The sequence below is a fragment of the Paenibacillus sp. 01T443 genome (assembly GCF_056398325.1).
In genome coordinates this window covers 1-26,709 of sequence record NZ_JBFTPE010000022.1, presented here as the reverse complement: position 1 = coordinate 26,709, position 26,709 = coordinate 1, and the positions used below count along the sequence as shown (strand labels likewise).

Sequence of the window (26,709 nt, the reverse complement as noted above, 5' to 3'; positions counted from 1 at the left end):
ATCCCCTTTCATATTGTGAACTTGATAGTATTGTATCAGAAAAGGGATATATAAAGCGAATATTGTCTATGGCGTCACATTTTGCAATTGGTCAGAAAAAAGGAGAGTATCCTTGTAGCCTTGCAAAAATTGTTCGATCATATGAATCTTCTGCTCCATATTTAATCCCTTGCCCCGCAGCAGGATGCTTGGATTAGGCTCTTGGTCGCTTCCCTGCTTAAAACGGTTCTCGTGCTTCAGGCAGAGCTGATCGACCTTTTTGCGATCGATGCGGCGTTTCTCGGCTGCCGCGAAGCGGAGTAAAATATCATCGCCCTTGCCGCTAATTTGTTCAATGCCATACATCGTGCCGTATACCTTCATTCTCGCCACTGCCAGCAAGTTGCTTACTGCCTGCGGTAAATCGCCAAAGCGGTCGACTAGCTCGTCAATGACATCGTCCGACTCTTCAAACGTTCGAATGGCCGCAACCTTTTTGTAGATTTCAATTTTTTGAATGCTGTCGTAGATATAGTCGGAAGGCAAATAAGCATCGATGCTGACATCAATTACGGTGCTAACCGGCTTTTCTTCCCTGATTTCTTCGCCGCTCATTTCCGCTTTACGCTTCGCAATCTCGTCAGCAAGCATTTGAGAGTACATATCAAACCCTACGGAAGCAATGAAGCCATGCTGCTCCGCCCCAAGCAGGTTGCCCGCTCCGCGAATCGAAAGGTCCCGCATTGCGATTTTGAAGCCGGATCCAAGCTCCGTAAACTCCTTGATCGATTGCAAACGCTTTTCCGCTACCTCAGTGAGCACCTTATCCCGTTGGTACGTAAAATAAGCGTAAGCGATCCGGTTTGAACGCCCTACGCGGCCGCGCAGCTGATAGAGCTGAGAGAGCCCCATTTTATCCGCATCATGTACGATTAACGTATTGACGTTTGGAATATCAACGCCGGTTTCGATAATGCTCGTGCTGACGAGCACATCCGACTCCCCGTCCAGGAAATCGAGAATGGTCTTCTCCAGCTCTTGCTCCGACATCTGCCCATGGCCTACTGCAACTCTAGCACTTGGCACAAGCGCATTGATCTGCTCAGCCATTTGATAGATGCCTTGGACCCGGTTATATAAATAATAGACTTGGCCGCCGCGCGCAAGCTCCCGCTCGATTGCCTCGCGAACAAGGGACGGGCTGTATTCCACTACATAGGTTTGTACAGGGAAACGATTCTCAGGCGGTGTTTCGATAACTGACAAGTCCCGCACGCCGAGCATCGACATATGCAGCGTTCTCGGAATCGGGGTAGCCGTTAACGTAAGAACGTCGACGTTTGTTTTTAGCTTTTTCAGCTTTTCCTTATGGGATACGCCAAAGCGCTGCTCCTCATCGACAATCAAAAGCCCAAGCGATTTAAATATAATATCCTGTGAAAGCAAGCGATGCGTCCCGATGACTACGTCAACCGTTCCCGCCTTCAGCCCCTTCATCGTGTCATTTTGTTCCTTGCGCGAACGGAACCGGCTGAGCACCTGCACATTAATCGGATAACCCGCGAAACGCTCGCGGAAAGTCTCGTAATGCTGCTGTGCCAAAATCGTCGTCGGCACAAGCACCGCTACCTGCTTGCTGTCCATCGCTGCTTTGAACGCCGCACGAATCGCGACCTCGGTTTTGCCGTAGCCCACGTCGCCGCAAAGGAGACGATCCATCGGCTGCGTTTTTTCCATATCCTTTTTAATCTCTTCAATTGCCCGAAGCTGGTCACGCGTCTCATCATAAGGAAACATCGCTTCGAATTCATTCTGATACGTGGTGTCTTGTCCAAAGGAGTAGCCTGGTGCCGTCTGCCGCTCGGCATACAGCTTGATCAAATCATCAGCAATATCCTGAACGGAAGCTTTTACTTTACTTTTCGCCCGTGTCCATTCGCTGCCGCCAAGCTTATTGACCTTCGGCTCTCTCTCTTCGTTGCCGACATATTTCTGAATCATATCGACTTGCTCGATTGGAACGGACAGCTTATCGCCGCCCGCGTAAAGAATATGCAAATAATCTTTATGAATGCCTGCAATCTCGAGCGTCCCGATACCTACATACTTGCCGATACCATGATTATGGTGAACGACGTAGTCACCGACCTTGAGCTCCGTGTAGCTCTTAATGCGCTCGGCATTGTCTACCTTCTTATCCATTCTTCTTGCTTTGCGCTGCTTCTGCGTGAACATCTCGCCTTCTGTAATAATAACTAGATGGGCGGATGGCAGCTCAAACCCAGACTGCAAATTCCCCTCCAGCAGGGTAGGCAGCTCAATATTGTAGTCATCGAGAACACGGCGCATGCGCTCCATACGCTCAGCATTGCCGGCCAGCATCATGACCGTTGCGCCCGTCTTATGCCAACGCTCCATTTCGGTCTTGAGCAAATTCATCTGCCCATGGAAATTTTGCATCGAACGGCTGGTCATGTTCAAAATATTTTGAGGCTGCGAATGCGGGATTTGCCTCAGGAACAACGACAGGAACAGTGTTGGAAATGGGCGGTGATGCAGGATCTCCTCCGTATCGCGCGCCAACGCAAGGTCCGGCAGCGATTTGCCGTTTTGCAGCAAATGCATCGACCATTCCGCTTCATCCCGCTCCAGCTGCTTAGACGTCTCTATCAAACGTGTCGGCTCGTCTAGTATGAGCAGCGTGTCACTCGGCATATAATCGAGAATGGTTTGCCGCTCTGGATATAACAAAGAAACATATTTATATATTTCCGGAAAATAAACATGCTCGCGCATACGTTCGATCTCTCCGCCAAGCTCCGTGCGAAGACGGTCCTTTGCCGTGCGATCCGTCATTTTATCAAGCTGCTTCTCAAGCAGCCGCTGTGCATGATTGGCCGCAATCTCCATGCGATGTCTGTCAGCGAGCAGCTCCTGACATGGCGGAACGACAAAAGCTTCTAATCGATCGGAAGAACGTTGATCGGCTGGATCGAAGGCACGAATGGAGTCAATATCGTCTCCAAACCATTCGATCCGGTAGGCGTGAGATGCCGTTAAGGGATAAAAGTCCACAATACCGCCGCGAACGCTCATCTCTCCGCGCAATTCCACGCGGTCAGCTCTCGTATAACCGAGCGCCGTCATTTGGCGCAAAAAGGTATCAATCGGCAGTGAATCGCCCACTTTAACCGCAATTTGGGCTTCAGCCATCACGCTGCTTATAGGCAAATAACGCCGCACCCCAGAGAACGGCACGACAACAATCCCGCGATAGCCTTTGGACAGCTTGATCAGCACATCCATTCGCTGCGCAAGCGTCTCGGGACTCGAGATCGCCGCTTCGGCAGCAACCAGCTCATTCGCGGGATATAGCAACACATGGTCTGGAGAAAGACATTCCTGCAAATCTTCCGCAATCTTCTGCGCAGAGAACATGTTATGGGTAACAACGAGCATTGGACGATCAACATCCTCCTGCAGTGCTGCAATGAGCACCTGCCTGGAAGAGCCTGCGAGACCAGATATCATCTGTTCACGCATGCCTTTACGAATACCGGATATGACGGACTGAACGTCCGCATCCGCGGCAAAAGCATTAATTAACGCTTTCAACTTTTGCGACACCCCGTTTCTATACACAATCGGAGAGTGATACGATCGCTCCCTGTACATTGAAAAGAAGCCTCAGCCAACCGCTAAGGCTCAAATTATTCACTTACCGTCATTGAAGTGGATTTGCTACCAAATGAAGCTCTGGGTTTGCGTCAATCGCCTCACGGCAATAATCGCAGACCACCTTTACCGTCACATCTCCATTTGGGTCATACGCTATTATATCGCTGCGTTCTTCAGGGGTCAAGAAATGGAAACCGAGCTGATGCTCGGTTATATTTGACCCGCTGAGTGACCCGATTGATGTTCTGCAGTGCCGACAGATATAGTTTACAGCCATATGTATGCCTCCTGAAGGGTCGTTATACCCTTCAGTATGCCCGCAATATCTCAATTTAACAGATTATCGGTTAAACTTTGCCATCGTCTCCTCGAACGGCGCTTTCAATCTAAACTCTATAGCGTCACAGGCATCTGAAATCATCGCTGATAATGAATCATGTTCACTCTTCGGAAAGGTAGAGAGTACATAGTCCGCGATGTCCATTCCCGGCTGCGGACGCGAGATCCCCATCCGAACGCGGTCGAAAGTCTGCGTGCCTAAATGCTGAATGAGTGACTTTATTCCGTTATGTCCGCCTGCGCTGCCTTGATAACGAAGTCTGAGCTTCCCGATTACAGTATCCAGATCATCATAGACAATAACTCCATCTTCAACATCCGCCTTAAAATAGTCCAAGAATGACCGAACGGACTCCCCGGACAAATTCATATATGTCATCGGCTTAATGAGAACGACCTTGGTTCCCTGCACATTGCCCTCGCCGATTAATGCCTTACATTTGCTTTGCGTTACGCTAATGCCCCAGCGCTTTGCCAGCTCATCAATGACCATAAATCCGACATTATGTCTTGTATTCTGATAAGCCGCACCGGGATTCCCCAATCCTGCAATCCACCTCATTACTTGCTCTCACTCCTTTACCTTTACGGACAAATGTAACATAATCTGTTGCAAGCGTAAACATCTGAAGATATCCGGTAAAGGCAAGCTTATTGCTGCGATCGCTGACATTATCAACCGCAAACAACGCCGTCCTGTATAAGGACGGCGCCGCAGCATGAAAGTTACTTCTTATTCGAAAATGGTGACTACAGGCTCTTAATGCCTTCAAGCTGTGCTTCCTTGGAGCGTGATTCCGCCTCTATAGCTTCCACGGCAGCGTTTTCTGCTTCTTCCTCGGTAAGCTCTTTTTGCGGTGCAAGAATCGTCACCACAACCTGCTCCGGATCAGCAAGCACCTCGACACCCTTAGGCAGCTGCAGATCGCTCACAAGCAAGCTGCCGCCTATTTCTAATGAGGAGATATCGATCGTTATAGCATCAGGGATATTGCCCGGCAAGCATTGTACCTCGAGCTCGTGCAAAATTAACTGCAGAATGCCGCCCTCACGGACGCCCTGCGAATCGCCTTCTGTGTGAAAGCGTACGTTTGCCCGCACATTCTCATTCATATTGATTTGATGAAAATCAACATGCAGCACCTGGCGGCTTAATGAATCGCGTTGTATCTCCGAGATCATCACAGAAGTCTTCCCGTGTGACGGAATATTAATTTCAAGCACCGCATTCGGATGGGAACGCAGCAATGCCTGCAACTCCTTGCCATCCACAATGACTTGCGCAGAATCCGTTATCTGTTTTCCGTAAATAACACCTGGTATTTTTCCTTGGAGCCGCAATTGGCGCAACTCACCTTTCGTCGTGCCAGTTCGTTGATCCGCGTTCATAGCTATCGCCATATTGATTACCTCCTAATGTTTTACCTAGTTTTGAATATCAAACTAAGCTTCATAAATCATTTCCCTATAACTTACCCACTCCATCCAAAAATTAAACTTTATCCGCCACATCTTGCTTGTATTCCTACATCAAAAGTCGAATTTGGAGCTGCATTGCGGCAGAGCAGTAATCGATCTATTGCTTTCCGCATCATTTATAGCAAGCGTAAACAGCTGTAGCCGTCATTGGCGGCAATAGCTCGCTCGTTTCGCGAAATACCTATAAATATATAGGCAAAAAAGATGCAGGGCTGAATTCATAGTCTGAATTCAGTCCTGCATCTTATATAAACACTGGTGCTTATTATTGTTTCTTTTCTTTCTTTGCTTTGGCACGTCCCCGAATCTTATCGGCATACCCCGGCTTATTTACTTGACGCTCGCGAGCTATCGCAAGGTCCCCAGCAGGCACATCATGCGTTACCGTAGAACCAGCAACGACATAGGCTCCGTCTCCTATTTTCACAGGGGCAATCAAGTTAACGTTGCTTCCGACAAACGCATTGTCGCCGATCTCAGTCACAAATTTATTGTAACCATCATAGTTGACCGTAATCGCGCCACAACCGATATTAACGTCCTTACCCACCTTAGCGTCTCCAACGTAGCTCAAATGGGAAACTTTACTGCCATCGTCGAGTGAAGCGTTTTTGAGTTCAACGAAATCACCGATTTTGCAGCCGATACCCAGCTTCGAACCTGGACGTAAATTCGCATAAGGTCCCACCGAGCTTGTATCGCCAACGATGGATTCTGCAACAACGGAATACTTAATCGTAACGCCGTTCCCAATCGAGCTGTCTGTGATATCCGCTTGCGGACCTATAATGCAATCCTCGCCAATAATGGTTGAACCGCGCAGCACGGTTCCCGGATAAATGACAGTATCGGATCCAATTTGAACGTCTGCTTCAATATAGGTTGATGAAGCGTCTATGAGAGTAACTCCGCCTAGCAAATGGTTCCGGTTAATCCGATCGCGCATAAAGCGCTCAGCCTCTGCTAGGGCCACGCGGTCATTTACGCCAATCGCTTCTGCCAGATCAGTGGTGCAATAGCCTTGCACCAATTCGCCATCTTCACGGAATATGCCGATGACATCGGTCAAATAAAATTCTCCCTGTGAATTATTGCTCGTTACCTTAGCAAGCGCAGCAAACAGCTTCTGGTTATCGAAGCAATACGTACCTGTATTAATTTCCTTTACGGCCGCCTCTTCAGGTGAACAATCCTTTTGCTCTACGATCCGCTGGACTGTACCGTCTTGACCGCGAATAACGCGTCCATAGCCAGTCGGATCCTCGAATGCTGCCGTTAATACCGTTGCTGCGGCACCGCTGGATTTATGCAGCTCAAGCATGGCGCTGATCGTAGATGCTTGCACCAACGGCGTATCGCCGCAAATGACGATAGTCGTGCCTTCTTCTCCGCCGAGAAGCGCCTCTGCCTGTCGTACTGCATGACCCGTACCGAGCTGCTGCTCTTGCAAAACATATTCGGCGTCATTACCCAAATACGATTTAACCATTTCCGCTCCATGTCCCACAATAACGACCGAACGTTCTGCCGCTGCTTCCTTTACAACCCCCAGCACATGACCGACCATAGGCTTGCCGCACACCGGATGAAGCACTTTATATAACTTCGATTTCATTCGCTTGCCCTGTCCCGCAGCAAGCACAATCGCCATAACTTTCAAATAAAAGACCCCCTAAATCGTCTATGAATGATAACTTCAGTATAGCTTACTATTAATCCATGCCTGATTCAGGCAGCATTGGCCAACATCATCTCAACAAATATTAGCTATATTATATTCCATTATACGAATATGTTCTTGGATTTCCAAGCGATAACAGCATATGCCAGTCTCATCCTTCAAAAAAGCATTTTACAGATTACTCTTGAATGCAAGATAGGAGAACTGCCGCTTAGCGCAAAAAAAAGAAAAGAGAGCCGTGGCTCCCTTCTCCAATCAACCCCAAAATCATGAAATGCTTTGGTTAAGCTCCTTCTTCAATCGCAACTTCTTCTGCTGCGCGCTCATATTCAGCGAGAACAGCAGCCTGGATTTTCTCCCGAGTTGTTGAAGAGATCGGATGAGCGATATCCCGAAATTCTCCATCCGGAGTACGCTTGCTTGGCATGGCAACGAACATTCCATTGTTTCCGTCGATGACACGAATATCGTGAACAACGAATTCATTATCAATAGTAATGGATGCGATAGCCTTCATACGCCCTTCGGAATTTACGCGGCGGAGTCTGACATCAGTAATTTGCACTTGTGTTCACCACCTTTGTCTATGAGAGACTTGGTGTATACTTCCACATTTTTATGCCAATTCCTTCTACATTTCTGGTAAAATCATGCTCTAATTAAAATATTTTTTTAAATTGAATTTTTTTCGTTTTCATTCGACATTTGTCGATGCAATGACCTCTATTTCGACAAGGACATCCTTTGGCAGCCTTGCGACCTCAACGGTCGAACGAGCCGGCTTATGCTCTCCAAAGTAGGAGGCATAAATGCCATTTACCGCTGCAAACTGATTCATGTCTTTCATAAATACGGTTGCCTTCACGACATCCTGGAAGCTGGCACCTGCTGCCGAAAGCACGGCCTCCAAGTTGCGGAACACCTGATGGGTCTGCTCTTCAATGCCGCCCTCTACAAGCTGACCTGACGAATCAAGTGGAATTTGTCCTGAAGTGAACAATAATCCCCCCAGCTTAATCGCTTGCGAATAAGGTCCGATCGCCGCAGGTGCTTGATCTGTTGCAATCACTTGCAGTTGTTGCTTCGTTGTCATTATGGTCCCAGCCTTCCCTACATGGAGATATATGCCCTCTTATACACGTATCTACGCTTTAAAATAATTTCCCGGAATTACCGTCGTTTGCTTCGTCTTCATATCAACGGCAGTCAGCTTAGCCAATGATATATAGTCCTCAAGCAGCCGCTCTTCTAATTCCACCTCGCCGGATTCAACAAATACGCCGACTCCCGCTACGATAGCCTTAAACTCAAACAACAGGTCCATCATGCCTTGGATCGTTCCGCCTGCTTTCATGAAGTCGTCAATAATAAGGACACGCGACTGCTCCTTAAGAGCTCTGCGAGCCAGGGACATCGTCTGTATACGCTTGGTAGACCCCGATACATAGTTAATACTAACCGCGGAGCCTTCTGTCACCTTATTATCTCGACGCACGATAACAACAGGTATGTTCAAGCAGGCCGCAGTCGCATAAGCAAGCGGTATCCCTTTTGTTTCTACCGTCATAATCACATCAATCTTCCGGTCTGCAAAAGCGGTTGCAAACATTCTTCCGACATCCGCCAGCAATTCCGGCTGACCTAGCATATCCGTTATATACAAATAACCGCCGGGAAGAACCCTCTCAGGCTGCTCTAGCTGGCGGCATATGCTCGTCATAATGGTAAGAGCCGTCGTTTCTTGCATTTTCGGCGTATACTTTACTCCGCCTGCAGCTCCAGCAAGTGTATGAAGCTCACCAATGCCTTCTTCCTCAAACACTTCTTTGATGATCGCCAGGTCCTCACTAATAGAAGACTTTGCCGATTGATATCGATCAGCAAATGCTGTAAGTGAAATTAACGTGTGGGGTCGACTTAACAGGTATTGGGTCATTTCTACCAACCGCGAGCTCCGTTTCAACTTCTTCAAACACATCTCCCCCCACTAAATCCGAATAATATAATGTCAATATAACATTTTTATACGGATTTAATCAAGAAGAACGTCAGTCCTATGTCAGCATTCTTACCACATAAACTTCTTTACAAAAGCCGCGAAGCCCATTATAAATGCGTGGAAGCTTGGCTTCCTTCGAAACAAGACCGAATACGGTAGGCCCGCTTCCCGACATTAACACACCATCAGCCCCAAGCCGAATCATGCTTTCCTTCAATTGCATAACCTCAGGATAAACGTCTAAGGTGACATTCTCCAGCACATTGCCTAGCCCTTCGCAAATATCGTTAAAGGAGCCTCGCTCGAGCGCGCTTACCATATTAGGAATCGATGGATGCTCTTTCAGCTCATTTGCGCGGAATCTGCCATACACATCAGCTGTCGACACATTAATTGGCGGCTTCGCCAGCACTACCCAGCATTGCGGAGGATTCGCGATATGCTCAAGAACCTCGCCTCGGCCGCGAGCAATGGCTGTACCTCCTGTTACGCAAAATGGAACGTCAGATCCCAGCTCAGCGCCAAGTCGGCACAGCTCATCTTCTGGGATTTGCAGCTTCCATAGTCGATTTAGTCCGCGCAGCGCAGCAGCAGCATCACTGCTTCCGCCTGCGAGACCCGCAGCCACAGGTATCTTCTTGTCTAAATGAATATAAACACCTTGCTTTACATCATAGCGTTCTTTAATAAGCCTAGCCGCCTGAAAGGCTAGGTTCTTCTCGTCTAGCGGTATGTAGCCAACCTGGCTTGAAATAATAATAGTATCTCTAGGCAGCTCTTCCATTTCAAGTCGGTCAGCAAGGTCAACCATCGTCATGATCATTTCGACTTCATGGTAACCGTCATCACGCTTGCGGAGCACATCGAGCAGTAAATTGATTTTGGCAGGAGCTTTTTCATAAATTTTCATCCAATAAGTTCACCCGTTCGTTCATATGCTTAAGCATCATTATATCAAACGAACGCAATAAAAGCTAAGAGATGACAATCAATGGATTTCCGATTGTCATCAGCTTAGCTTTTTCTTGCCAAAATATCGATTTTAATTAAGGTTGGTTCGATTTTGCAGCGGCCTGTTCAGCAAGCTGAATAGCACGTTTGACCATATTGCCGGCATCCTTCGCGCGTATGCCTCCCCAGCCCTCTTGCTGCACGGTATCGTAAAACCCTAGATCTTTTGCCAGCTCATATTTCAATTGCTCCGACATTACGCCTCGCCTTCTGCGACCCATTCGCATAACCTCCACATTCGAATTCGACCGATTCAAAATATACGCCTGTCACTATTGCACAGGTAGTATGCTTCCGCACCGGCTCCACGATACGCGAAGAACAGAAACCATAATCCGGAATGGGCTGTTGCTGTTTGTAGGCAAAAAAAAAGCGCAGATGCGATCTGCGCTAACATGCCTCACTAGGCGATATATATTCTATTGTTGCAAATGGGCGATACGGACTTGACCTTCATCATTGCATACGGTCACTTCCACCGACTCAGTCAGTATATCCGCATAACTGTATGAGACACGCTTGAAAGCATGTTGTTCTTCATCCAGCTTAACAATGAAAACAGAAGGGTAGGTTTCTTCCAACGTACCGGTTCGTTCGATGGTCTTTCGTCGGCCACCGTTCGCTCGAAGACGGATTTTGGAGCCAACATGAGCTTCCAAGCTGCGTTTAATATCCAATAGCGCATTTTTTGCCATTGTCCACTACCACCTCTTTCCTTGTTCATTATAACCAAAAAGAGGGGGCTTGTCAAATGAGGCAAAATATTATATCAGTCGGAATATTTACTTGTCAACGGTGATTTCACCCATTTTTAAAAAAGTATGCATATGAATGCAAAAAATATACATATTAAGAAGTTGCTTGAACTCCAATATGTATATTTGCGCTTTTAACAGCGATCTTTTGCACCTTCGTGTAGGTAAAAAATTATGGAATAAAGCTCAGCAATTAAGCCATTATTGCTTCAACACTGAATTGGACGCCGTTATTTGGGGCTTTGGAAGACCGACACGGAAGCGTCCCATTGTCTCAATACCGCCCACACCGTCGATTCCGCTAATCGTGCCGTGAATAACATCCGATAAATTAATGGTGTCTTTAATTGACGTGTAGCTTGCTTTGATAGCTATATAGACCGGATCAAGCGCGTGGATCAATATTCGCCCAGGTGAGCTTGCAAAGTTTGAGCCCACCTGCAGCAGTGCCTCAAAATGTGATTGGCAAGCGCCGGCAATAACGATCAATCCATCTCGATTTCTCTCATATTCACGTGCAACGCGTACGGCATTAACAAAATGCTGTGAGTTTTTGTAGCTGCTTAGGCTGTACAGGTCCATTTGCGCCCGGTTCTTCAGTACACCGTCGTGGCCGGTAATAACGACAATATCCGGTTGAATTTGTGGCAGTAGTCGGTACAGCACATCAGCCATTTGGGATTCATGCACGTGGAGGCCATGCGAAGGGACATGCATCGTATTGTACAACTGCATGCTCTTCTTCAAATAGTTACCGTCGCCGTCGAGATGAAGCACTTTTCCTGGCACTTCAAAAAATGGCTGGCTCTGCTGCAACGCATGCCGAATATTATCTTCGTTCTCAATCGCTTGACGTTCTCGTTCGGAATGCATTCGTTTTAAGGAATCATTTACTTTAATACGAACTTGCTGCACCGCACTTGTCGTTTCTGGATCGCGTATGACCGACAGATCAGGAATCGGAGCATCCGCAAGCAATCGGTAGTCCGTGCCCTTCAGAACGGCAGTATGTGTACGAACAGCCTCAACCTTGAATAGCACGTCACCGCCATACGATTTGCGGACGACCAGGTCCCCTTGCTTCATGGGTAAATCACCTCTTCGTCTATCCTATGGGCAGACAGGGCGAATGGTGAGTATTTTATAACGAAAGGATTGGCTTTACCAGCCCGCCTCCAGCATGCTCCGGCTAATACGGGCAAATTCCTCGAGTGATAGCGTCTCTCCGCGCCTAATCGGATCGATATCGTTCTTCAAAAGCATCTCTGTTAATGCCTCGCGCCGTTCCTTACCCACAAATGCTGTCAGATTGTTGGCTAGCGTCTTCCTGCGCTGTGCGAAGCTGGCCTGTACGACACGGAAAAAATGATCCTCATCCGGCACATCGACTGCCGGCTTGTCGCGCAAAGATAGCTTAATTACGGCAGAATCGACATTTGGCTGTGGAATAAACACCGTATGAGGTACCATACAGACCACCTTAGGCACGCAATAATATTGAACGGCAACGCTGAGACTGCCGTATTCCTTGCCGCCTGGCTTAGCAGCCATCCGCTCTGCCACTTCTTTCTGAATCATGACAACAATATGCTCAAGCGGCAGCTTCTCTTCCAACAGCTTCATCAATATCGGTGTAGTGACATAGTACGGTAAATTCGCCACGACGCTTACGCCAGATACATCAGCAAATTGCTCCGCAAACAGCTGTTTCAAATCCAGCTTGAGCACATCGCCATGAATGACTGTCGTATGTGCTTCATCAGCCAGTACATCCTTCAAAATCGGAATAAGCCGATTATCAATTTCCACAGCCGTCACCTTGCCAGCAGCTTGTGCAAGCCGCTGTGTAAGCGCACCGATGCCAGGGCCAATTTCAAGAGCTCCTTTTGTTTCATCAAGCTCGGCAGCCGCTACGATATTGTTCAAAATATTTTGGTCGATCAGAAAATTTTGGCCCAGGCTTTTCTTAAAGGAAAATCCATATTTCGCAATAATTTCTTTGGTCCGTTTTGGTGTAGCCACTTCAATCGAAGCCTGTTTTACCGCTGACCTGCTTGTAACTTCATTCTGCTCTTGACCACTCATCCGGCTAACCCTCCAGTTCCTCTTCCATTTTGCGGAATGCTTCTATAAATTCCGCTTTGGAAATTCGAAAGCTTGTACAGCGTTTATAAAATTGTTTGCCGTTCGCATACCCAATCCCGAGCAGTCTGCCTATAACCAAACGTCGATTAGACGCATCGGGATGCACAATTAGACCCGCTTCCATTAAATCCTCGAAGCTAACTTCTCCCGCTTCATCCGCCGTCTCTGTACGAAGCTCGGAGAGCGCCGTACGTATCGCTTCAGGACTCGCGTTTTCGATACCGATATCTCCTTTGTACAAGGCCTTCTCCTGCGGCAAAAATGCATGCTTGCATCCTGGTGCATGACGCGCGACTATTTTTCGAATCCGTTCTCCCGCATGATCGGGATCTGTAAATATGATAACGCCTCGACGCTCATTCGCCAGCGCGATTCTCTTCAGCACATCCTCACCGATTGCCGAACCATTTGTCTCAATGGTATCTGCTTCCACCGCCCGTTTGATGGCCACAGTGTCGTCTTTTCCTTCAACGACAATGATCTCTTTGATCATCAAGACATCCCCTTCTACATAAGCTGCATTAACCCCAAAAACATGCAAAAAGAAGAGGCAGTGCCTCTCCTTATGATGGCATATTTAATTGATAATGGCGATAAGATGATGGTAACGATACTTCTTAGCTTGCAGTAGGTTTGTTCGGTCCCAGGACATACACGGTGATGCCTTTTTTTCTTCCGAACTTATTGGCAACCTTCGTGCTATCAAAGTATACGTCAATTTTGTTTCCTTTAATCGCGCTACCTTTATCCTCAGCCCGGCGGAAACCGATTCCTTCAATATATACCCACCAGCCTATTGGAATAACCTTCGGATCAACGGCTATCGTACGTCCCTCTTGTACGCGCGCCCCTGATGCCGTAATTCCATATTGTGGATGGTTTGTATCCTTACCCGTTGAAGCCACACCTGCAGAATAAGCAGTCAGCATGACATTCTTAAGTACCTTCTTCGCCTTGAACGTTACTCCACTTTTCGTTAACGATGCAATGCTCGGGCTTTTGTTCGAGAGCACCGTTACCTTAGGCGCTTCCTTCTTCGTTCCGATCGCAACAACCTGATCAACTGCAGCCGTCTCAACAACCTTGCTGACCATCTTCTTCGAAATAAGAACGCCATCCTCGTATTGCTTCTCGATGCTCTCCACAATGACACCTTGCTTACCGGTTTGCACAAGCTTTTCCTTGCCCGCCGCAAGTGTCGGATCCGACTTTTTCACTATAGAGAATGGCATCGCGCGTTCGGTCTCTGACACCTTCGTGTCAACACGAACAACCGTTACCATCTGCTCAGCATCCAAAACCGTATTGAGTGGAGGTATTACTTTATCTTGACCACGAACTGGAATATGTAATTCCTCGATCGCTGCCTGCACTGTTCTCTCTGTCGTGTACACAGTAGAGGTCTTGCCATCAGCTTTCACAATTACCGGTATCGCATGAGTTACCTCGATACGATCTCCGTCCTTTATTGCCGCGTTAAGCGGTATGGACACCTCATCATGTGGTCCAATTGCGATAGCTTGTTCATCCAGTAGGCGTTGCAGGACCCATTGCTTCGTTTCAACAATGGTTTCTTGTCCGTTCACTACTACGGAGACGCTTTTGACAGCCGTTCCGTACAACAACACCAAAAACATGAAAGTCATAGCGATTGAGATAATAGCACTCAAAAGAATCAAACGCAAGTTTTCACGCTTCCATCGCAATGCGAAAGACATGCTGGATGATCGTTTCCCATGGGTGTCCTTAACCTGGAGTATTCCCACTTCATCGGTCCTCCTTCATAGCCCCGCCGCCAAGTGTTACGCATGATACAACTGACGCGACTATAGTATATTGGCGTGCAAGCACGCAATCCAGTACTACCTTATCGATCCTCCCACCCCCATCTTTAATCCCTATGTCGACATATTTCCGATTATTCGAAAATAAAAAGAAGCCGTCGACAGAGGATCTGTTTCGTGGCTTCCCGAGTAATTGATTACACTGGGATACAGAAAAATGGATGCACGAGGTTGATCACTCTCTATAACGCTTACGAGGTTAGCTGACGGATTCGGGCAAGAGAGTCGCCCTATTCGTTACACAATGCTCATGGCAAAGGCATCGAAATTCACCCCTGAAGAATTCAAAACACGGTACATTAACCCGCATCTGGTTCCCCCGCTCTCCAATTGGAGATTAAGCGCAAACTGGAAATCCAATACAAAATTTTATTGCTCTGAGATGAATCATACCCTCATACGAGGTCAATTGTAAAGATACGATAAAAGACGATTTAAGCGAAAATGGTGGATAAAGAGGGAAAAAATAAGCGATATTCAGTACAAAAATCACTTTTTACGCGATAAAGGTCTTTCATTCTCTTCATTTCTCTCATTTTCATACAATACCAAAACATTTTTTTCCGTTTTCGGTCGTAATTACGCCTATTTCTTCTACCGTTTTACCCAATAATTCGGCCGCGGTCTCTGCTACAAGCGATACAAAAGAGGACTCATTTCGCTTCCCTCTGAATGGATGAGGAGCCAAATATGGAGCATCAGTTTCAATCAAAATCCGATCGAGTGGAACCTGCTTCAGCACCTCTTTCGGCACCCTTGCATTTTGGAATGTAACCGGTCCTCCGAATGAAATATAGAAGTTCATATCCAAGCATTGCTTAGCCGTTTCCCAGCTGCCTGAGAAACAGTGCATAACACCTCCGACCTCAGCTGCATTTTCCTCTTGTAAAATGCGAATGACATCTTCATGTGCATCTCGATTATGGATGACAATCGGCTTTCCTACCTTGCGGGCAAGTCGAATTTGCTCCCGAAATACACGCTGCTGGACATCCTTTGGTGAAGTATCCCAGTGATAGTCAAGACCAATCTCACCAATAGCAACGACCTTTTCATGAGAGCATAGCCGTTCGATCCATTCCAAATCACCAGGAGCCATATCAATGCTGTCTACGGGATGCCAGCCTACCGCTGCATAAATAAAATCGTATTTCTCTGCAAGCGCCATAGTTGTTGGAATTGTTTCACGGTTAAAGCCGATATTGACGAGCATATGCACGCCTGCGTCCTTTGCGCGCTGAATGACTTCATCGCGATCCTCATCGAACTTATATGAGTCTAAATGGGTATGTGTATCAAAAAGTAATGTCATATTTATGTCAGGCTCCTTTAAGCGAGTTTGAATAGGTTTTTTAGTCTTTCTGGGATTAAGTGTATATTTTTTTTAAGCGGCTCCTCTGGGTAATACAAATGATATTCACCTTGATGAAGACCCGTAATTGAACGAACGATGTCGGATTTGGCAGATATTTCGCATATTTCATCCTGAACATCTAACAACAAAATCGGCGCTTTTTCTTTCTTTTCGCCTTCTTTTTTATCTGGACGGTATACGTCATACGGCAGGTCAAAGGGGAAGTCAATCTCCATATGATAATCTGGATTCATTCCTATAGAAGAGAAGCAATCACTAATTTCATTTAGAAGTGCTTCATCAGGATCTTCGATGGTTATGTACTTATATAATTGACGGTTCATAAACCTGCTGCAAAGATCGCTTAGCAAAGGATCCCGCTCCTCAGCCCATTGCGTGAAGGCCGTTTGAACCAAAGCCTCATCCAGCTTTAAATAGTCTTGGACCGTCATCGTGTTATGAATAAGCCCCTTAATCGGCTTCGGCATCCATTCAAATACGTACCCACCCACATAAAGCTCCTGCGCTCTACGAAATATTTGACGTAAAATAATCTCAGAGCTTCTTGTAACTGGATGGAAGTAAATCTGCCAATACATTTGGTAACGCGACATCAAATAATGCTCTACCGCGTGCATTCCACTTTCTTTGACAACAATTTTCCCTTTATAGGGACGTAATACGCGCAAAATTCGTTCTAGATCAAACGTACCGTAATTGACACCGGTAAAATAAGCATCTCTAAGTAAATAATCCATACGGTCCGCGTCCATTTGACTAGATATTAGACTTACGACAATTGGCTTTGGATATGTTTTTTGAATGACTGCCGCTACCTGCGCAGGAAACTGCTCCGATACTGCACGCAGCACTCGATTGATTTCTGTATCCTCCAGCACGATTTTACATGTCCACTCTTCATGGTCCGTGTCGAATACTTCTTCTAATGAATGGGAGAACGGACCATGACCGACATCATGAAGAAGCGCTGCACAGAGTGAGACTAATCTCTCCTCAGCAGGCCAATCCGGATACCCGTTACGTTCAAACTGAGAAATAATTTTACGTGTAATTTCATATACGCCAAGCGAATGAGAAAAACGGCTGTGCTCAGCACCATGGAATGTTAAATAGGAGGTTCCTAATTGACGTATCCGCCGCAGCCTTTGAAACTCTTTTGTGTTAATTAAATCCCAAATCGTTTGGTCTTGAACATAAATATAATTATGGACCGGATCCTTAAAAACTTTTTCTTCAGTCAGCTGTTGCTTCATCGTCTCTCAACTCCTTTGTTCATATTTTCGACACAAAAAGTGAATACGATGTCGAATAGTGTCGTAAATCAGTTTCCAAATTGTCGAAGCTGTTGTATTCTATTACAGAGTAATATGAGCCTAGTATCTAGTCAAATACTTATGGTAACGGCATTTATTGGCAATATTCTTAGTTGACTATTATGGTAATCGTTGGTATTATAGTATTCATAAAAGCAAAAACTATGTCGAACGATGGCGAAACGTATTTTGAGAGGGGCAATGATAGATTATGATGAAATCTACTGGTATTGTTCGTAAGGTTGATGAGCTGGGACGCGTCGTTATACCAATCGAATTGCGTCGTACACTCGGTATAGGCGAGAAAGACGCACTTGAAATTTATGTAGACGGCGAGCGCATCATGCTTAAGAAATATGAGCCTGCATGTATCTTCTGTGGCAATGCAGAAAACGTTTCTTACTTCAAAGGAAAAATTGTTTGCCATATTTGTTTGTCAGAGATGCCTACACCTGTGACAAAATAAAAAAAATAGGTTATACTGTACTTATCAACTTGTTAATTCTAACCTTTTTTATACTCCTTGTTGCCTTCCTGCGCTTGAACCCGGCCAGGAAGGTCTTTTTTTGTCTTTTTTTCTTTTTAGAAACATTTTCTATCTATTTACCTCATTATATACATCCCGCTTTGGTAATCCTCGATCCACAGCAACCCTTTTAATCGCTTCTTTTCGGTCATACTGCTCTTCATAATGAGCAACATGTGCCTCAAGGTCTAATTCTGACCACCAAATTTCAGGAAGCAGCTGTTCACTCGCCCCTATCCCCTCTGCCCCCTCAACTACAATACAAAACTCGCCCAGCGGCGGATGCTCTTCGAACCATTCCATACATTCCGTTACACGGCCGCGTACTGCTTCTTCGTGACGTTTTGTCAGTTCTCTGACACAAGCAATTTGGCGATCACCGAGACATTCCTGAAGTACCGCAAGTGTTTTGATTATCCGATGCGGAGATTCGTAAAAAAGGAGGGTCCCTTTCTCGCCCTGCAGCTCCATCAGCCATTTCGTTAATGATTTTTTTTCACGGGGCGGAAACCCTGCAAATAAAAACCGTTCAGTCGGTAAGCCTGAAATAATTAATGCGGACAATGCTGCATTCGCTCCAGGAACCGGAATAACAGGGATGTTATTTTCAATCGCTTCTTTTACGAGATCAGCGCCGGGGTCTGAGATAGCGGGCAATCCCGCATCGCTTACTAATGCAATAGATTGTCCCTCCATCAGCAATCTTATCAGCTCGGGCCCGCTTGCCCGCTTATTATGCTCATGGTAGCTTACAATCCGTGTTCCGATCTCAAAATGAGTAAGCAGCTTACGCGTTTGCCTCGTATCCTCCGCTGCGATGAGCTGAACCTCCTTCAAGGTACGTATCGCACGAAAAGTCATATCCTCTAAATTGCCTATTGGCGTAGCAACTAAATATAGGCTGCCGAAACCTTCTTGGGCAGCATCAGAAAAGCTTTTTTGTATATTCAAACGATCTGCACCCCGTTTTCATAAACCATGATAGGTGGAAGTAGCTTAATATCAGGTTTTCCATCCCGCATAGCTTCTATTAATACCATGTTGGCCTCCGCCTTTGCATGCGGATGTACAAATTGAATGCGCTTTGGCTCAAGCCTCCACTTACGCATGGTTTCAACGATATCGAGCAGTCTTGATGGACGATGAACCATGGACACCTTGCCTCCGGGACGTACGAGCCGTGAGCATGCTTCTGCCACGTCATCCAGCGTACAGTGAATCTCATGCCTAGCGATGGCATAATGCTCATTTTCATTCTGATCTCCTGCCGTTACCGGCATGTAAGGCGGATTCACCGTTACGGCATCGTATACGCCGTTTCCAGCAAGCTTTGGATATAATCGCAGATCCTGTTCAATAACAGTAATCTGTTCAGTCAACTGATTAAGCATTACGCTTCTTCTCGCCATATCCGCTAATCTCGGTTGAATCTCAACCGCATCGATCCGAGCATTCGTACGAGTCGTTAGGAGCATAGGGATAACTCCGTTACCCGTGCATAAATCTACGATACGGCCATGCTTTGGCACGCTTGCAAAGCGAGAGAGCAATACCGCATCAAGCGAGAAGCTAAATACTTCCCTGCTTTGTATAATTTTTAGGCCTGATTCTGTCATGAGATCATCAAGTCTTTCATTCTCTGCTAAAATAATTTGTTCCGACACGATTTAAGCCGCTCCTTTTAAGTATTCGGTATGCATTTCTATAATTTTTCATGGCCTGCTTAATAAAAATACCGCCCTTTGCGGCAAGGACGGCATGTCGATACGGATTCCATTATTTATTTAGAAAGGATAGACAGAACAAACAGTCACCCTCCGTCCGCAAATGCCCGTAATAAACGTTGCATATGTGGAATCCTTCATGATACAACCGGGTCAAATTATCGTGGCCTTCCCCAATCGCAACACTCGCTTCTGCAAATGATTGATTATTGGGCGAATGTGCCTCTTGATTTGCTCCCGATTTCTTGCCTTTAGCTGGCGCTTTAACAACTTCACGCTCCAGCTCTGCTTCTCTCTTAAACAACTGACGCAGCTGGTCGTTCTCTTCACTAAGTCGCTTATTATCCTCGAGCAGCTCTTTTACCTTCTGCTTCAAATCCGTAAGCTCCTTATGGAACACACCCACTTGGTTATCCAGCTCGTCCATTTTTGCGAATATATCGTTCTTCTCCAAGTTCCCACCCCAGAGCTTCAAGCGTGAGTGTAACCTCACCCGTGAGAATCGCACTCTGCCGCTTATTTGATGACGACATCATCCATCGACAGTTCTTTCGGTTTACCTGGTGTATCAAATAATTGAACATACACGCTTTTGGTAGATGTGTTAATACCCGTTACTTTACCTTCACCATATGAGGTGACTACGAATTTACCAATTGCCGGAAGCTCTTCACGAATGCTTTCGTAATTGTCATGCTCATATTTAAGGCAGCACATAAGGCGTCCGCATAACCCGGAGATTTTTGTCGGATTAAGCGATAAATTCTGATCCTTGGCCATCTTTATCGATACGGGTTCAAAATCGCCCAGCCAAGAAGAACAGCATAGTACTCGTCCGCATGGGCCAATCCCGCCTAGCATTTTCGCTTCGTCCCGAACCCCAATCTGTCTGAGTTCGATACGAGTACGAAATACACTGGCTAAATCCTTGACTAGCTCACGGAAGTCGACTCTACCTTCAGCCGTAAAGTAAAAAATAATTTTGTTGCGGTCAAACGTGAATTCTACGTCAACTAACTTCATACGAAGCTGGTGACCTTTAATCTTTTCAAGACAAGTAGAAAACGCATTTTTGGCTGCTGCACGATTTTCTTCGACGACCTTTGCATCGACATCGCTTGCAATGCGTATTACTTTCTTAAGAGGAAGAACAACATCCGATTCACCGACTTGCTTCTGTCCCACCACCACTTTACCGTATTCGATTCCGCGTGCTGTTTCAACAATAACATGTTGCTCCTTATCCACGGGATGCTCAACCGGATCAAAGTAATAGATCTTGCCCGCTTTCTTGAAGCGGACACCGATGACATTATACAAGAATTAGCCCTCCTGTAAGTTTACCAATAGTTGCTCAAATGCGAGCTGTGGCGTAACATTTGCACGCATACGCTTACTCGCTTCTAACGTATGTTCGATGCAGGACACCCAGCCTGCGAACGAACGATTAAAAGCATGCTTGCTTATCCAATCTAACTGATCTATAAAAACGATGTTGTCCTGCCTGCCGGCCTGGAACTGTATCAAATCTTTAAACCATATAACTAATAACGACAACAGCAATTGTGTATGTTCCACTAAATCTGTTTTAAATAGCTGTTGTCCAGCAGTGATCATCGCCGCGGTGAATCGGGTCAAACTCTCCTTACCTAATTGTATCACTAGGCTTCTGATTTCTGCAAACTGATTCTGCTGGAGAAATTGTCTTGCACCATCCAATCCTGATGTTAATTGAACAGCCGTTCGGGCTAAAACAGATGGAGCACCCTCAGCAATAAGCGTTTGCAGCATAATTTCAGGTGACATCGGTAAGAATGGAACCCACTGTGTACGAGAGCGAATCGTAGGAAGAACGGCTTGTCCATTGTCGGTTATCAAAATAGCTACGACAGGAGACAACGGCTCTTCTAGAAACTTGAGCAAGCTGTTCGCTGCTTGCATCGTCATTTTGTCAGCCTGCGCGATCATATAGACTTTGCGCTTCGTCCCGCTATTGCGATAAGAAAAATCGCGCTGCAGCTCTCGAATTTGGTCGATTTTTATCGATTGTCCATCGGGTACGATCGTCGTTAAGTCTGTTTGATTTCCATGTTCAAACTTCCTGCACTCCAGGCACTCTCCGCATGCATCCGCACCGCCTGCCGTACAGAACAACGCTTTAGCGAACTCGCGTGCCATTGCCATTCGGCCAGTACCCGATGGACCGTTAAATAAATAAGCGTGAGAAATTTTACCACTTTGCAGCGCATGTGACAAAATCCTCTGTGCTTTCCATTGCCCTGGAATTTGTTCAAGGCTCATCGTCGTTCCTAACCTTTCCCTGCTCTCTTCTCATTAAAATAACAAGTTAATAAGAAGACCACGTATCTCACCGATCCTGTTAAGCAAATCAATTCTTCCCTGCTCACTATCCAGTAAATCCTCGGCCATTGAGATAAGCGTGGCATCAATCTCATCCAGCAGTTTATATCGCTTAATTCGTCCTCTACGATCAAAGCCTTTGACTTCCTTCAGAACGACTCCTCGCCTAATGGTGTCTTCCAAAAACTGCTTGATCATTTGACGGTAAAGTTTTAATTCGCGGACAGTCATTATTCTAGCCAACCGCTCGCCTTGTTTATGAATGTCCTGCAGCTTTTGTTGTAACTGCTCTTGGGTACGATCAGCATCCTGTTGAACCATGGTGTCGGCAAAGCTTCTTGACTGAACCTGCTTGTTTAACGCATCGTTGTTCGTTCTATTTTGCCCTAATGGCCGGAAGCCTTGATCAATTTTCATTTAATGTCACGCCCAATCAGAAATGCTCAAATCGTTCAACAGGCATTACGAATACCGCTGCGCCGCCGACCTGTACTTCAACAGGGAAAGGAATATAAGAATCTGTCGACCCACCCATCGGTGAAACAGGCGTAACCAACTGATCACGCACCTTACAATTTGCATTAATGACCTGCAGCACTTCATGCACTCTCTCGTCTTCAATACCAATCATAAAGGTTGTGTTGCCTGCTCTTAAGAAGCCGCCCGTACTTGCAAGCTTTGTGGCTCTAAAACCCTCACGCACAAGTGCATTCGACAACCGGTTGCTATCCTTATCTTGAATAACCGCAATTACTAATTTCATCTTCATTCCCCCTTGACTACTATTAGAATAGGTTATTAATAACTTGCGTTTGTTTCTTAGTATGCCTTTGTATCCCTTAAAGCCTTTTAGAGAGAATAACTTCTATTCCTCAAAAAAGCCTATTGTTTAAAATTAGACATCGGTTGCAAGAAATCCTGCAAGTCGGCTGTCAATTGCCGTTAAAACGTCATTAAGCACCAATTCAGGACTTTGTTCGGCATCAATTCGCACGATTCGATCAGGATTTTGCTTCAGCAGCTGCAAATAGCCTTCTCGTACCCTTTCATGAAAGGAATTCTTCTCTAAATCCAGCCGATTGATTTCCCGCTCAGACGCTTGCGAGATACGCTTCAGGCCTACTTCAGGGGATATATCCATATAAATGGTCAAATCCGGCATAAGATCTTGGATAGCGAATCGATTTATTGCCCAAACCTCATCCATTCCAAGGCCCCTGGCATAACCTTGATAGGCGAGGCTGCTGTCTACGAAACGATCACAAATGACCATTTGCCCTTGTTCAAGCGCAGGTGCAACCTTTTCCACAAGATGCTGCCTGCGGGCAGCTGCATAAAGCAGAGCCTCCGTTCTTGCATCCATCGCGACATGCTCACGGTCCAAAATGACGGTACGAATTTGTTCCGCAATCGGGATCCCGCCAGGCTCTCTTGTCGTAGTGACCATTTTTCCCCTTTGAAACATCTTATTCGATAGCTGTTCAATCAGTGTCGATTTGCCGGCACCTTCGCCGCCTTCTATGGTAATGAAAACACCTTTTCTCAAACTAAGGCTTCTCCTATCGTTTATGTTAACTATACTTTATTCTATATTAACAAAGCGGTACCCCTTGTACAATGAAGAAATGCCTCATTCTACAAAACCTACTCTTATTACAGCTCATTTAGAGTAAACGGCAATCGTTTGCATTTTGGGATCTGCTGCCCCTTGAAATTTTGTGCCTGCGAAGGCAAGCTGTGTGATATGCTCGATCATCGCCGCCGTTATTTTTTCTCCAGGGTACAAAATCGCAATACCCGGCGGATACGGCGTAACCATCTCAGCCGATATATGGTGTTCAGCCTCATGTAATAATATGCGTTCGCTTGATTCCTTTTTAAACTTTCCTCTTGCAAATGAAACAGGCTCAGAAATGCTGCTGCATAAATTAACGGATACGCTTGGAGTAATGGGTTTAACTATTTCTCCTAATGTCCTGTTAGCAGCGCTGCTCATTTTCTCAATGGCCAGCTGGAGTTTATGTATGTCCATTAAGGAAGTTTGAATGCCTAGTACAAGCACGACATACCGCGGATCAGCCATCTCAGCGAAACAACCCTGCTGCTCCAATTGCTTTTGAAGCTCAAAGCCGGATCGCTGGCCGCTTTTATCATGGAGCACGATTCGTAAGGGGTCAAAATAAAGTTCCGTTTCTCCAACGTTACGCGGTTTCAATTCAATAATGTCCGATTGCTGTTCACTTAACCATTTGCGAAAAGCCGCTGCTGAATCTAGACTTTCTTGAAACATATCCTCCCCCAATGAATCGATCATTGCGCGGGAAATATCCATGGAAGCAAGAATTGGAAATGACGGACTTGAACTTTGAATCATCGCTAATGACTGACGTAGCGTCTCTCTAGAAATTCTGTTTCCTTGAATATGAAGCAAGGCCCCCATCGTTAAGGTTGGCAATGTCTTATGTGCCGATTGTACTACTGCATCGACACCCTCGGATAACGCCGCGTTTGGAAATGAAGGATGCATTCCGAAATGAGCGCCATGTGCCTCGTCAATCAGAATTGGTTTATTTTTACGGTGTACAGCCTCAACATAAGGCCTCAGCTTTACACCCATTCCATAATAATTAGGGTTAGACAATAAGACGGCCTTGGCCTCAGGGTATGAGACGAGGGCTTCTTCTACTTGCTGTACAGTTGGTATGGTCGCTAGCCCGGACATAGGCTCAACTTGAGGCGTTAGAAATACAGCCTTGGCTCCAGCTAATTTCAATCCGTTTAGAATTGATTTGTGCACATTACGCTGCACAATAATAATATCATCCGGTTCGCAAACGGTAAGCAGCAAAGCAATGTTCCCCGATGTACTGCCACCTACTAAAAAATAAGTATCCTCCGCCCCAAAGGTATGAGCTGCCAATTGCTGCGCTTCTTGTATTGAAGCTTCAGGATGATGCAAATCGTCAGTAGAAGAGAGCTCGGTAACATCAATCTGCATAATTTTATAAAAGTATTCGATTATTTCGTTGTTTGCTTTGTCTTTCCATTTAGACTGCTTAAGCGCTTGTCCTGCATGATGTCCAGGCACATGAAATCCCGTCGGATGCGAAGTAGCATGACTTACAAGCGCATGAAATAACGGTGCAATAAACGGCTTCATTATATTCTGACATTCCTTTCAAATAAGCAAACATGTAGAACCTTCATCTTATTTTACATTAATAACAGGCAAAAAAAAGAACGGCTTCTCATGTCAGAAACCGCTCACGCATTTTCGCCCAAAAATATTTGTTTCATTTGATGAATGAAGAAAGGATATTTCGCATCTTTAACATCGGTTTTTACCATTTCTTCTTCACAGCTCTCACAAATGAAACCCGAAACTATTCGGATGCCTTGTCCTTCTTCCTTTTTCTCATAACAAATATTACATTGATACTCGCGATTATCGTCCATAACAATCCCCGCTTTCAGTTTGATCCTATATAGCTATTATTATGACACATAGTCTATCTATTTATACTTGTTTCATAGCGCATTTCAAATATTTATATATCGTATGCCCCATCTGGGCTAATGGTTACTAAATCAGTGAAATTGTTTCACAAAAGATATGGACAGATTGCTCGCAAAAACCGATATAGTTAACGAGAGTCCCTATACTTTGAAATAGAAAGGACGTTCGACCATGCAACAAAAATTGTCAGAACAAAAAAATGCCACCATTTATCAATACCAGCTTGTGAAACGAATGGTCATACGCCCGGAACTAATTCAAAGCCATTTGCTAATTGCGGCCATTTTATTGGCATTTCAAATGCTTATGTACCAAATGGACGGTTTGTTTTCCTGGTTGTTCGGGTTCGCGGTGGTCCAAATCATACATATCGCAATAATACTGCTCACCTTTATTGGAGTAGACGAAGCCGCTGACCGCAAGTGGATTTGGCGAATTACACCGCCTTGGATCGGTTTTAAGCCTGCAAACGATATTAAGCTTCTATTATTCCGCCGAGTTCATCGACATATGTTTTGGATTGGCCTTTGTGCCATTGCCCTTCTATACCCTTGGATTAAAGAATCATTGATGATTAGTATCGTAAGCTGGCATCTATGGCTGCTTTTCCCGCGTTTACTGCTCTCCTTCTCTTTCCGTAGAGAACAGAAGGATGGTGTGCTTCGACTCGAGGCTCGAGAAGCATCGTATTACCGTCGATAAACCAAAGGCCTTAGAAGCTCAAATAGAGCACTCTAAGGCCTTTGTTCTCCCTATTCAACTCCAACGAAACAAAAAACCTATCGCATCACATGCGATAGGTCTCTCGTGTTTGGCGACGTCCTACTCTCCCAAGACCCTGCGGTCTAAGTACCATTGGCGCTGGAGGGCTTAACGGTCGTGTTCGGTATGGGAACGCGTGGTTCCCCTCCGCCATCGCCACCAAACGTAGCGTRTTTRCACGCTGAAAACTGGATACGAAAGTTAGGTTTGCTGAAACCTTT

At 45.8% G+C, this 26,709-nt stretch carries 29 protein-coding genes, 1 rRNA gene and 1 riboswitch; of the genes, 2 read left to right on the top strand and 28 right to left on the bottom strand.

Annotated features, from left to right (window positions below; genetic code table 11):
* Positions 1–66 precede the first annotated feature (66 nt).
* From mfd to AC1DLI_RS27950, 17 genes are all read right to left on the bottom strand, one after another.
* On the bottom strand, positions 67–3,654 hold the full coding sequence (mfd, locus tag AC1DLI_RS28030) for a transcription-repair coupling factor (protein ID WP_477608011.1): 3,588 nt from the start codon (positions 3,652–3,654) through the stop codon (positions 67–69).
* 49 nt (positions 3,655–3,703) lie between these two features.
* A complete protein-coding gene (locus AC1DLI_RS28025; RefSeq protein ID WP_169090087.1) occupies positions 3,704–3,934 on the bottom strand; it encodes an anti-sigma-F factor Fin family protein in 231 nt (76 codons plus the stop codon).
* A gap of 63 nt (positions 3,935–3,997) precedes the next feature.
* A complete protein-coding gene (gene pth, locus AC1DLI_RS28020; protein ID WP_477608008.1) occupies positions 3,998–4,558 on the bottom strand; it encodes an aminoacyl-tRNA hydrolase in 561 nt (186 codons plus the stop codon).
* Between the two features lie 188 nt (positions 4,559–4,746).
* Positions 4,747–5,397, bottom strand: a complete 651-nt coding sequence (locus AC1DLI_RS28015) for a 50S ribosomal protein L25/general stress protein Ctc (protein WP_477608006.1) — start codon at positions 5,395–5,397, stop codon at positions 4,747–4,749.
* Between the two features lie 343 nt (positions 5,398–5,740).
* Complete coding sequence (gene glmU, locus AC1DLI_RS28010) at positions 5,741–7,135, bottom strand: bifunctional UDP-N-acetylglucosamine diphosphorylase/glucosamine-1-phosphate N-acetyltransferase GlmU (protein ID WP_477608004.1); 1,395 nt, start codon at positions 7,133–7,135, stop codon at positions 5,741–5,743.
* A 304-nt stretch (positions 7,136–7,439) separates the two neighbouring features.
* The gene (gene spoVG, locus AC1DLI_RS28005) at positions 7,440–7,721 is read right to left on the bottom strand and encodes a septation regulator SpoVG (RefSeq protein ID WP_028609566.1); all 282 of its coding nucleotides are present in this window, start codon (positions 7,719–7,721) and stop codon (positions 7,440–7,442) included.
* Between the two features lie 129 nt (positions 7,722–7,850).
* Positions 7,851–8,249, bottom strand: a complete 399-nt coding sequence (locus AC1DLI_RS28000; protein WP_477608002.1) for a RidA family protein — start codon at positions 8,247–8,249, stop codon at positions 7,851–7,853.
* A gap of 51 nt (positions 8,250–8,300) precedes the next feature.
* On the bottom strand, positions 8,301–9,128 hold the full coding sequence (purR, locus tag AC1DLI_RS27995; protein ID WP_308998577.1) for a pur operon repressor: 828 nt from the start codon (positions 9,126–9,128) through the stop codon (positions 8,301–8,303).
* Between the two features lie 82 nt (positions 9,129–9,210).
* Complete coding sequence (gene ispE / locus AC1DLI_RS27990) at positions 9,211–10,065, bottom strand: 4-(cytidine 5'-diphospho)-2-C-methyl-D-erythritol kinase (protein ID WP_308998576.1); 855 nt, start codon at positions 10,063–10,065, stop codon at positions 9,211–9,213.
* A 136-nt stretch (positions 10,066–10,201) separates the two neighbouring features.
* Positions 10,202–10,387: a small, acid-soluble spore protein, alpha/beta type gene (locus tag AC1DLI_RS27985; protein ID WP_308998575.1), complete on the bottom strand. Its 186-nt coding sequence runs from the start codon at positions 10,385–10,387 to the stop codon at positions 10,202–10,204.
* 198 nt (positions 10,388–10,585) lie between these two features.
* A complete protein-coding gene (veg, locus tag AC1DLI_RS27980) occupies positions 10,586–10,861 on the bottom strand; it encodes a biofilm formation stimulator Veg (RefSeq protein ID WP_053373389.1) in 276 nt (91 codons plus the stop codon).
* A 261-nt stretch (positions 10,862–11,122) separates the two neighbouring features.
* Positions 11,123–12,007, bottom strand: a complete 885-nt coding sequence (gene yabG, locus AC1DLI_RS27975; RefSeq protein ID WP_308998574.1) for a sporulation peptidase YabG — start codon at positions 12,005–12,007, stop codon at positions 11,123–11,125.
* 75 nt (positions 12,008–12,082) lie between these two features.
* On the bottom strand, positions 12,083–13,006 hold the full coding sequence (gene rsmA / locus AC1DLI_RS27970) for a 16S rRNA (adenine(1518)-N(6)/adenine(1519)-N(6))-dimethyltransferase RsmA (protein ID WP_477607998.1): 924 nt from the start codon (positions 13,004–13,006) through the stop codon (positions 12,083–12,085).
* Positions 13,007–13,010: 4 nt separating this feature from the next.
* Entirely contained in the window at positions 13,011–13,559 is a 549-nt protein-coding gene (gene rnmV, locus AC1DLI_RS27965) for a ribonuclease M5 (RefSeq protein WP_308998572.1), read from the bottom strand.
* A 124-nt stretch (positions 13,560–13,683) separates the two neighbouring features.
* On the bottom strand, positions 13,684–14,832 hold the full coding sequence (locus AC1DLI_RS27960; protein WP_477607995.1) for a ubiquitin-like domain-containing protein: 1,149 nt from the start codon (positions 14,830–14,832) through the stop codon (positions 13,684–13,686).
* 251 nt (positions 14,833–15,083) lie between these two features.
* A riboswitch (cyclic di-AMP (ydaO/yuaA leader) is annotated at positions 15,084–15,264 on the bottom strand.
* A gap of 184 nt (positions 15,265–15,448) precedes the next feature.
* Positions 15,449–16,222, bottom strand: a complete 774-nt coding sequence (locus AC1DLI_RS27955; RefSeq protein ID WP_477607993.1) for a TatD family hydrolase — start codon at positions 16,220–16,222, stop codon at positions 15,449–15,451.
* Between the two features lie 17 nt (positions 16,223–16,239).
* The gene (locus AC1DLI_RS27950; RefSeq protein ID WP_477607991.1) at positions 16,240–17,538 is read right to left on the bottom strand and encodes an HD domain-containing protein; all 1,299 of its coding nucleotides are present in this window, start codon (positions 17,536–17,538) and stop codon (positions 16,240–16,242) included.
* Between the two features lie 271 nt (positions 17,539–17,809).
* Between AC1DLI_RS27950 and AC1DLI_RS27945 the strand changes: the two genes are divergently transcribed.
* On the top strand, positions 17,810–18,064 hold the full coding sequence (locus AC1DLI_RS27945; protein WP_028609554.1) for an AbrB/MazE/SpoVT family DNA-binding domain-containing protein: 255 nt from the start codon (positions 17,810–17,812) through the stop codon (positions 18,062–18,064).
* Positions 18,065–18,193: 129 nt separating this feature from the next.
* Here AC1DLI_RS27945 and rsmI read toward each other — a convergent pair whose 3' ends face one another.
* The 10 genes from rsmI to AC1DLI_RS27895 all read right to left on the bottom strand — a co-directional run bounded on the left by rsmI (position 18,194) and on the right by AC1DLI_RS27895 (position 25,665).
* A complete protein-coding gene (rsmI, locus tag AC1DLI_RS27940) occupies positions 18,194–19,075 on the bottom strand; it encodes a 16S rRNA (cytidine(1402)-2'-O)-methyltransferase (protein ID WP_477607988.1) in 882 nt (293 codons plus the stop codon).
* Positions 19,072–19,740 carry a tRNA1(Val) (adenine(37)-N6)-methyltransferase gene (locus AC1DLI_RS27935; protein ID WP_477608098.1) on the bottom strand — a complete coding sequence of 223 codons (669 nt, stop codon included), beginning with the start codon at positions 19,738–19,740 and terminating at the stop codon, positions 19,072–19,074. The genes rsmI and AC1DLI_RS27935 overlap by 4 nt, the downstream gene beginning before the upstream one ends.
* A gap of 160 nt (positions 19,741–19,900) precedes the next feature.
* Complete coding sequence (locus tag AC1DLI_RS27930; RefSeq protein ID WP_308998567.1) at positions 19,901–20,302, bottom strand: initiation-control protein YabA; 402 nt, start codon at positions 20,300–20,302, stop codon at positions 19,901–19,903.
* Positions 20,303–20,364: 62 nt separating this feature from the next.
* Complete coding sequence (locus tag AC1DLI_RS27925; protein WP_053373398.1) at positions 20,365–21,168, bottom strand: PSP1 domain-containing protein; 804 nt, start codon at positions 21,166–21,168, stop codon at positions 20,365–20,367.
* 3 nt (positions 21,169–21,171) lie between these two features.
* On the bottom strand, positions 21,172–22,149 hold the full coding sequence (gene holB, locus AC1DLI_RS27920) for a DNA polymerase III subunit delta' (RefSeq protein ID WP_477607985.1): 978 nt from the start codon (positions 22,147–22,149) through the stop codon (positions 21,172–21,174).
* A 33-nt stretch (positions 22,150–22,182) separates the two neighbouring features.
* Positions 22,183–22,626 carry a YaaR family protein gene (locus AC1DLI_RS27915; RefSeq protein WP_477607983.1) on the bottom strand — a complete coding sequence of 148 codons (444 nt, stop codon included), beginning with the start codon at positions 22,624–22,626 and terminating at the stop codon, positions 22,183–22,185.
* Between the two features lie 16 nt (positions 22,627–22,642).
* On the bottom strand, positions 22,643–22,972 hold the full coding sequence (locus AC1DLI_RS27910) for a cyclic-di-AMP receptor (protein WP_054025787.1): 330 nt from the start codon (positions 22,970–22,972) through the stop codon (positions 22,643–22,645).
* A 132-nt stretch (positions 22,973–23,104) separates the two neighbouring features.
* On the bottom strand, positions 23,105–23,755 hold the full coding sequence (gene tmk, locus AC1DLI_RS27905) for a dTMP kinase (RefSeq protein ID WP_477607981.1): 651 nt from the start codon (positions 23,753–23,755) through the stop codon (positions 23,105–23,107).
* A 114-nt stretch (positions 23,756–23,869) separates the two neighbouring features.
* A complete protein-coding gene (locus tag AC1DLI_RS27900; protein ID WP_477607978.1) occupies positions 23,870–25,369 on the bottom strand; it encodes an aminotransferase class I/II-fold pyridoxal phosphate-dependent enzyme in 1,500 nt (499 codons plus the stop codon).
* A 104-nt stretch (positions 25,370–25,473) separates the two neighbouring features.
* Complete coding sequence (locus AC1DLI_RS27895) at positions 25,474–25,665, bottom strand: sigma factor G inhibitor Gin (protein WP_308998562.1); 192 nt, start codon at positions 25,663–25,665, stop codon at positions 25,474–25,476.
* Positions 25,666–25,897: 232 nt separating this feature from the next.
* Between AC1DLI_RS27895 and AC1DLI_RS27890 the strand changes: the two genes are divergently transcribed.
* Positions 25,898–26,428 (top strand): transposase, encoded by a 531-nt coding sequence (locus AC1DLI_RS27890; protein WP_477607976.1) that lies wholly within the window; start codon positions 25,898–25,900, stop codon positions 26,426–26,428.
* A 107-nt stretch (positions 26,429–26,535) separates the two neighbouring features.
* Here AC1DLI_RS27890 and rrf read toward each other — a convergent pair.
* Positions 26,536–26,652: ribosomal RNA gene (rrf, locus tag AC1DLI_RS27885) — 5S ribosomal RNA — on the bottom strand.
* Positions 26,653–26,709: the final 57 nt, after the last annotated feature.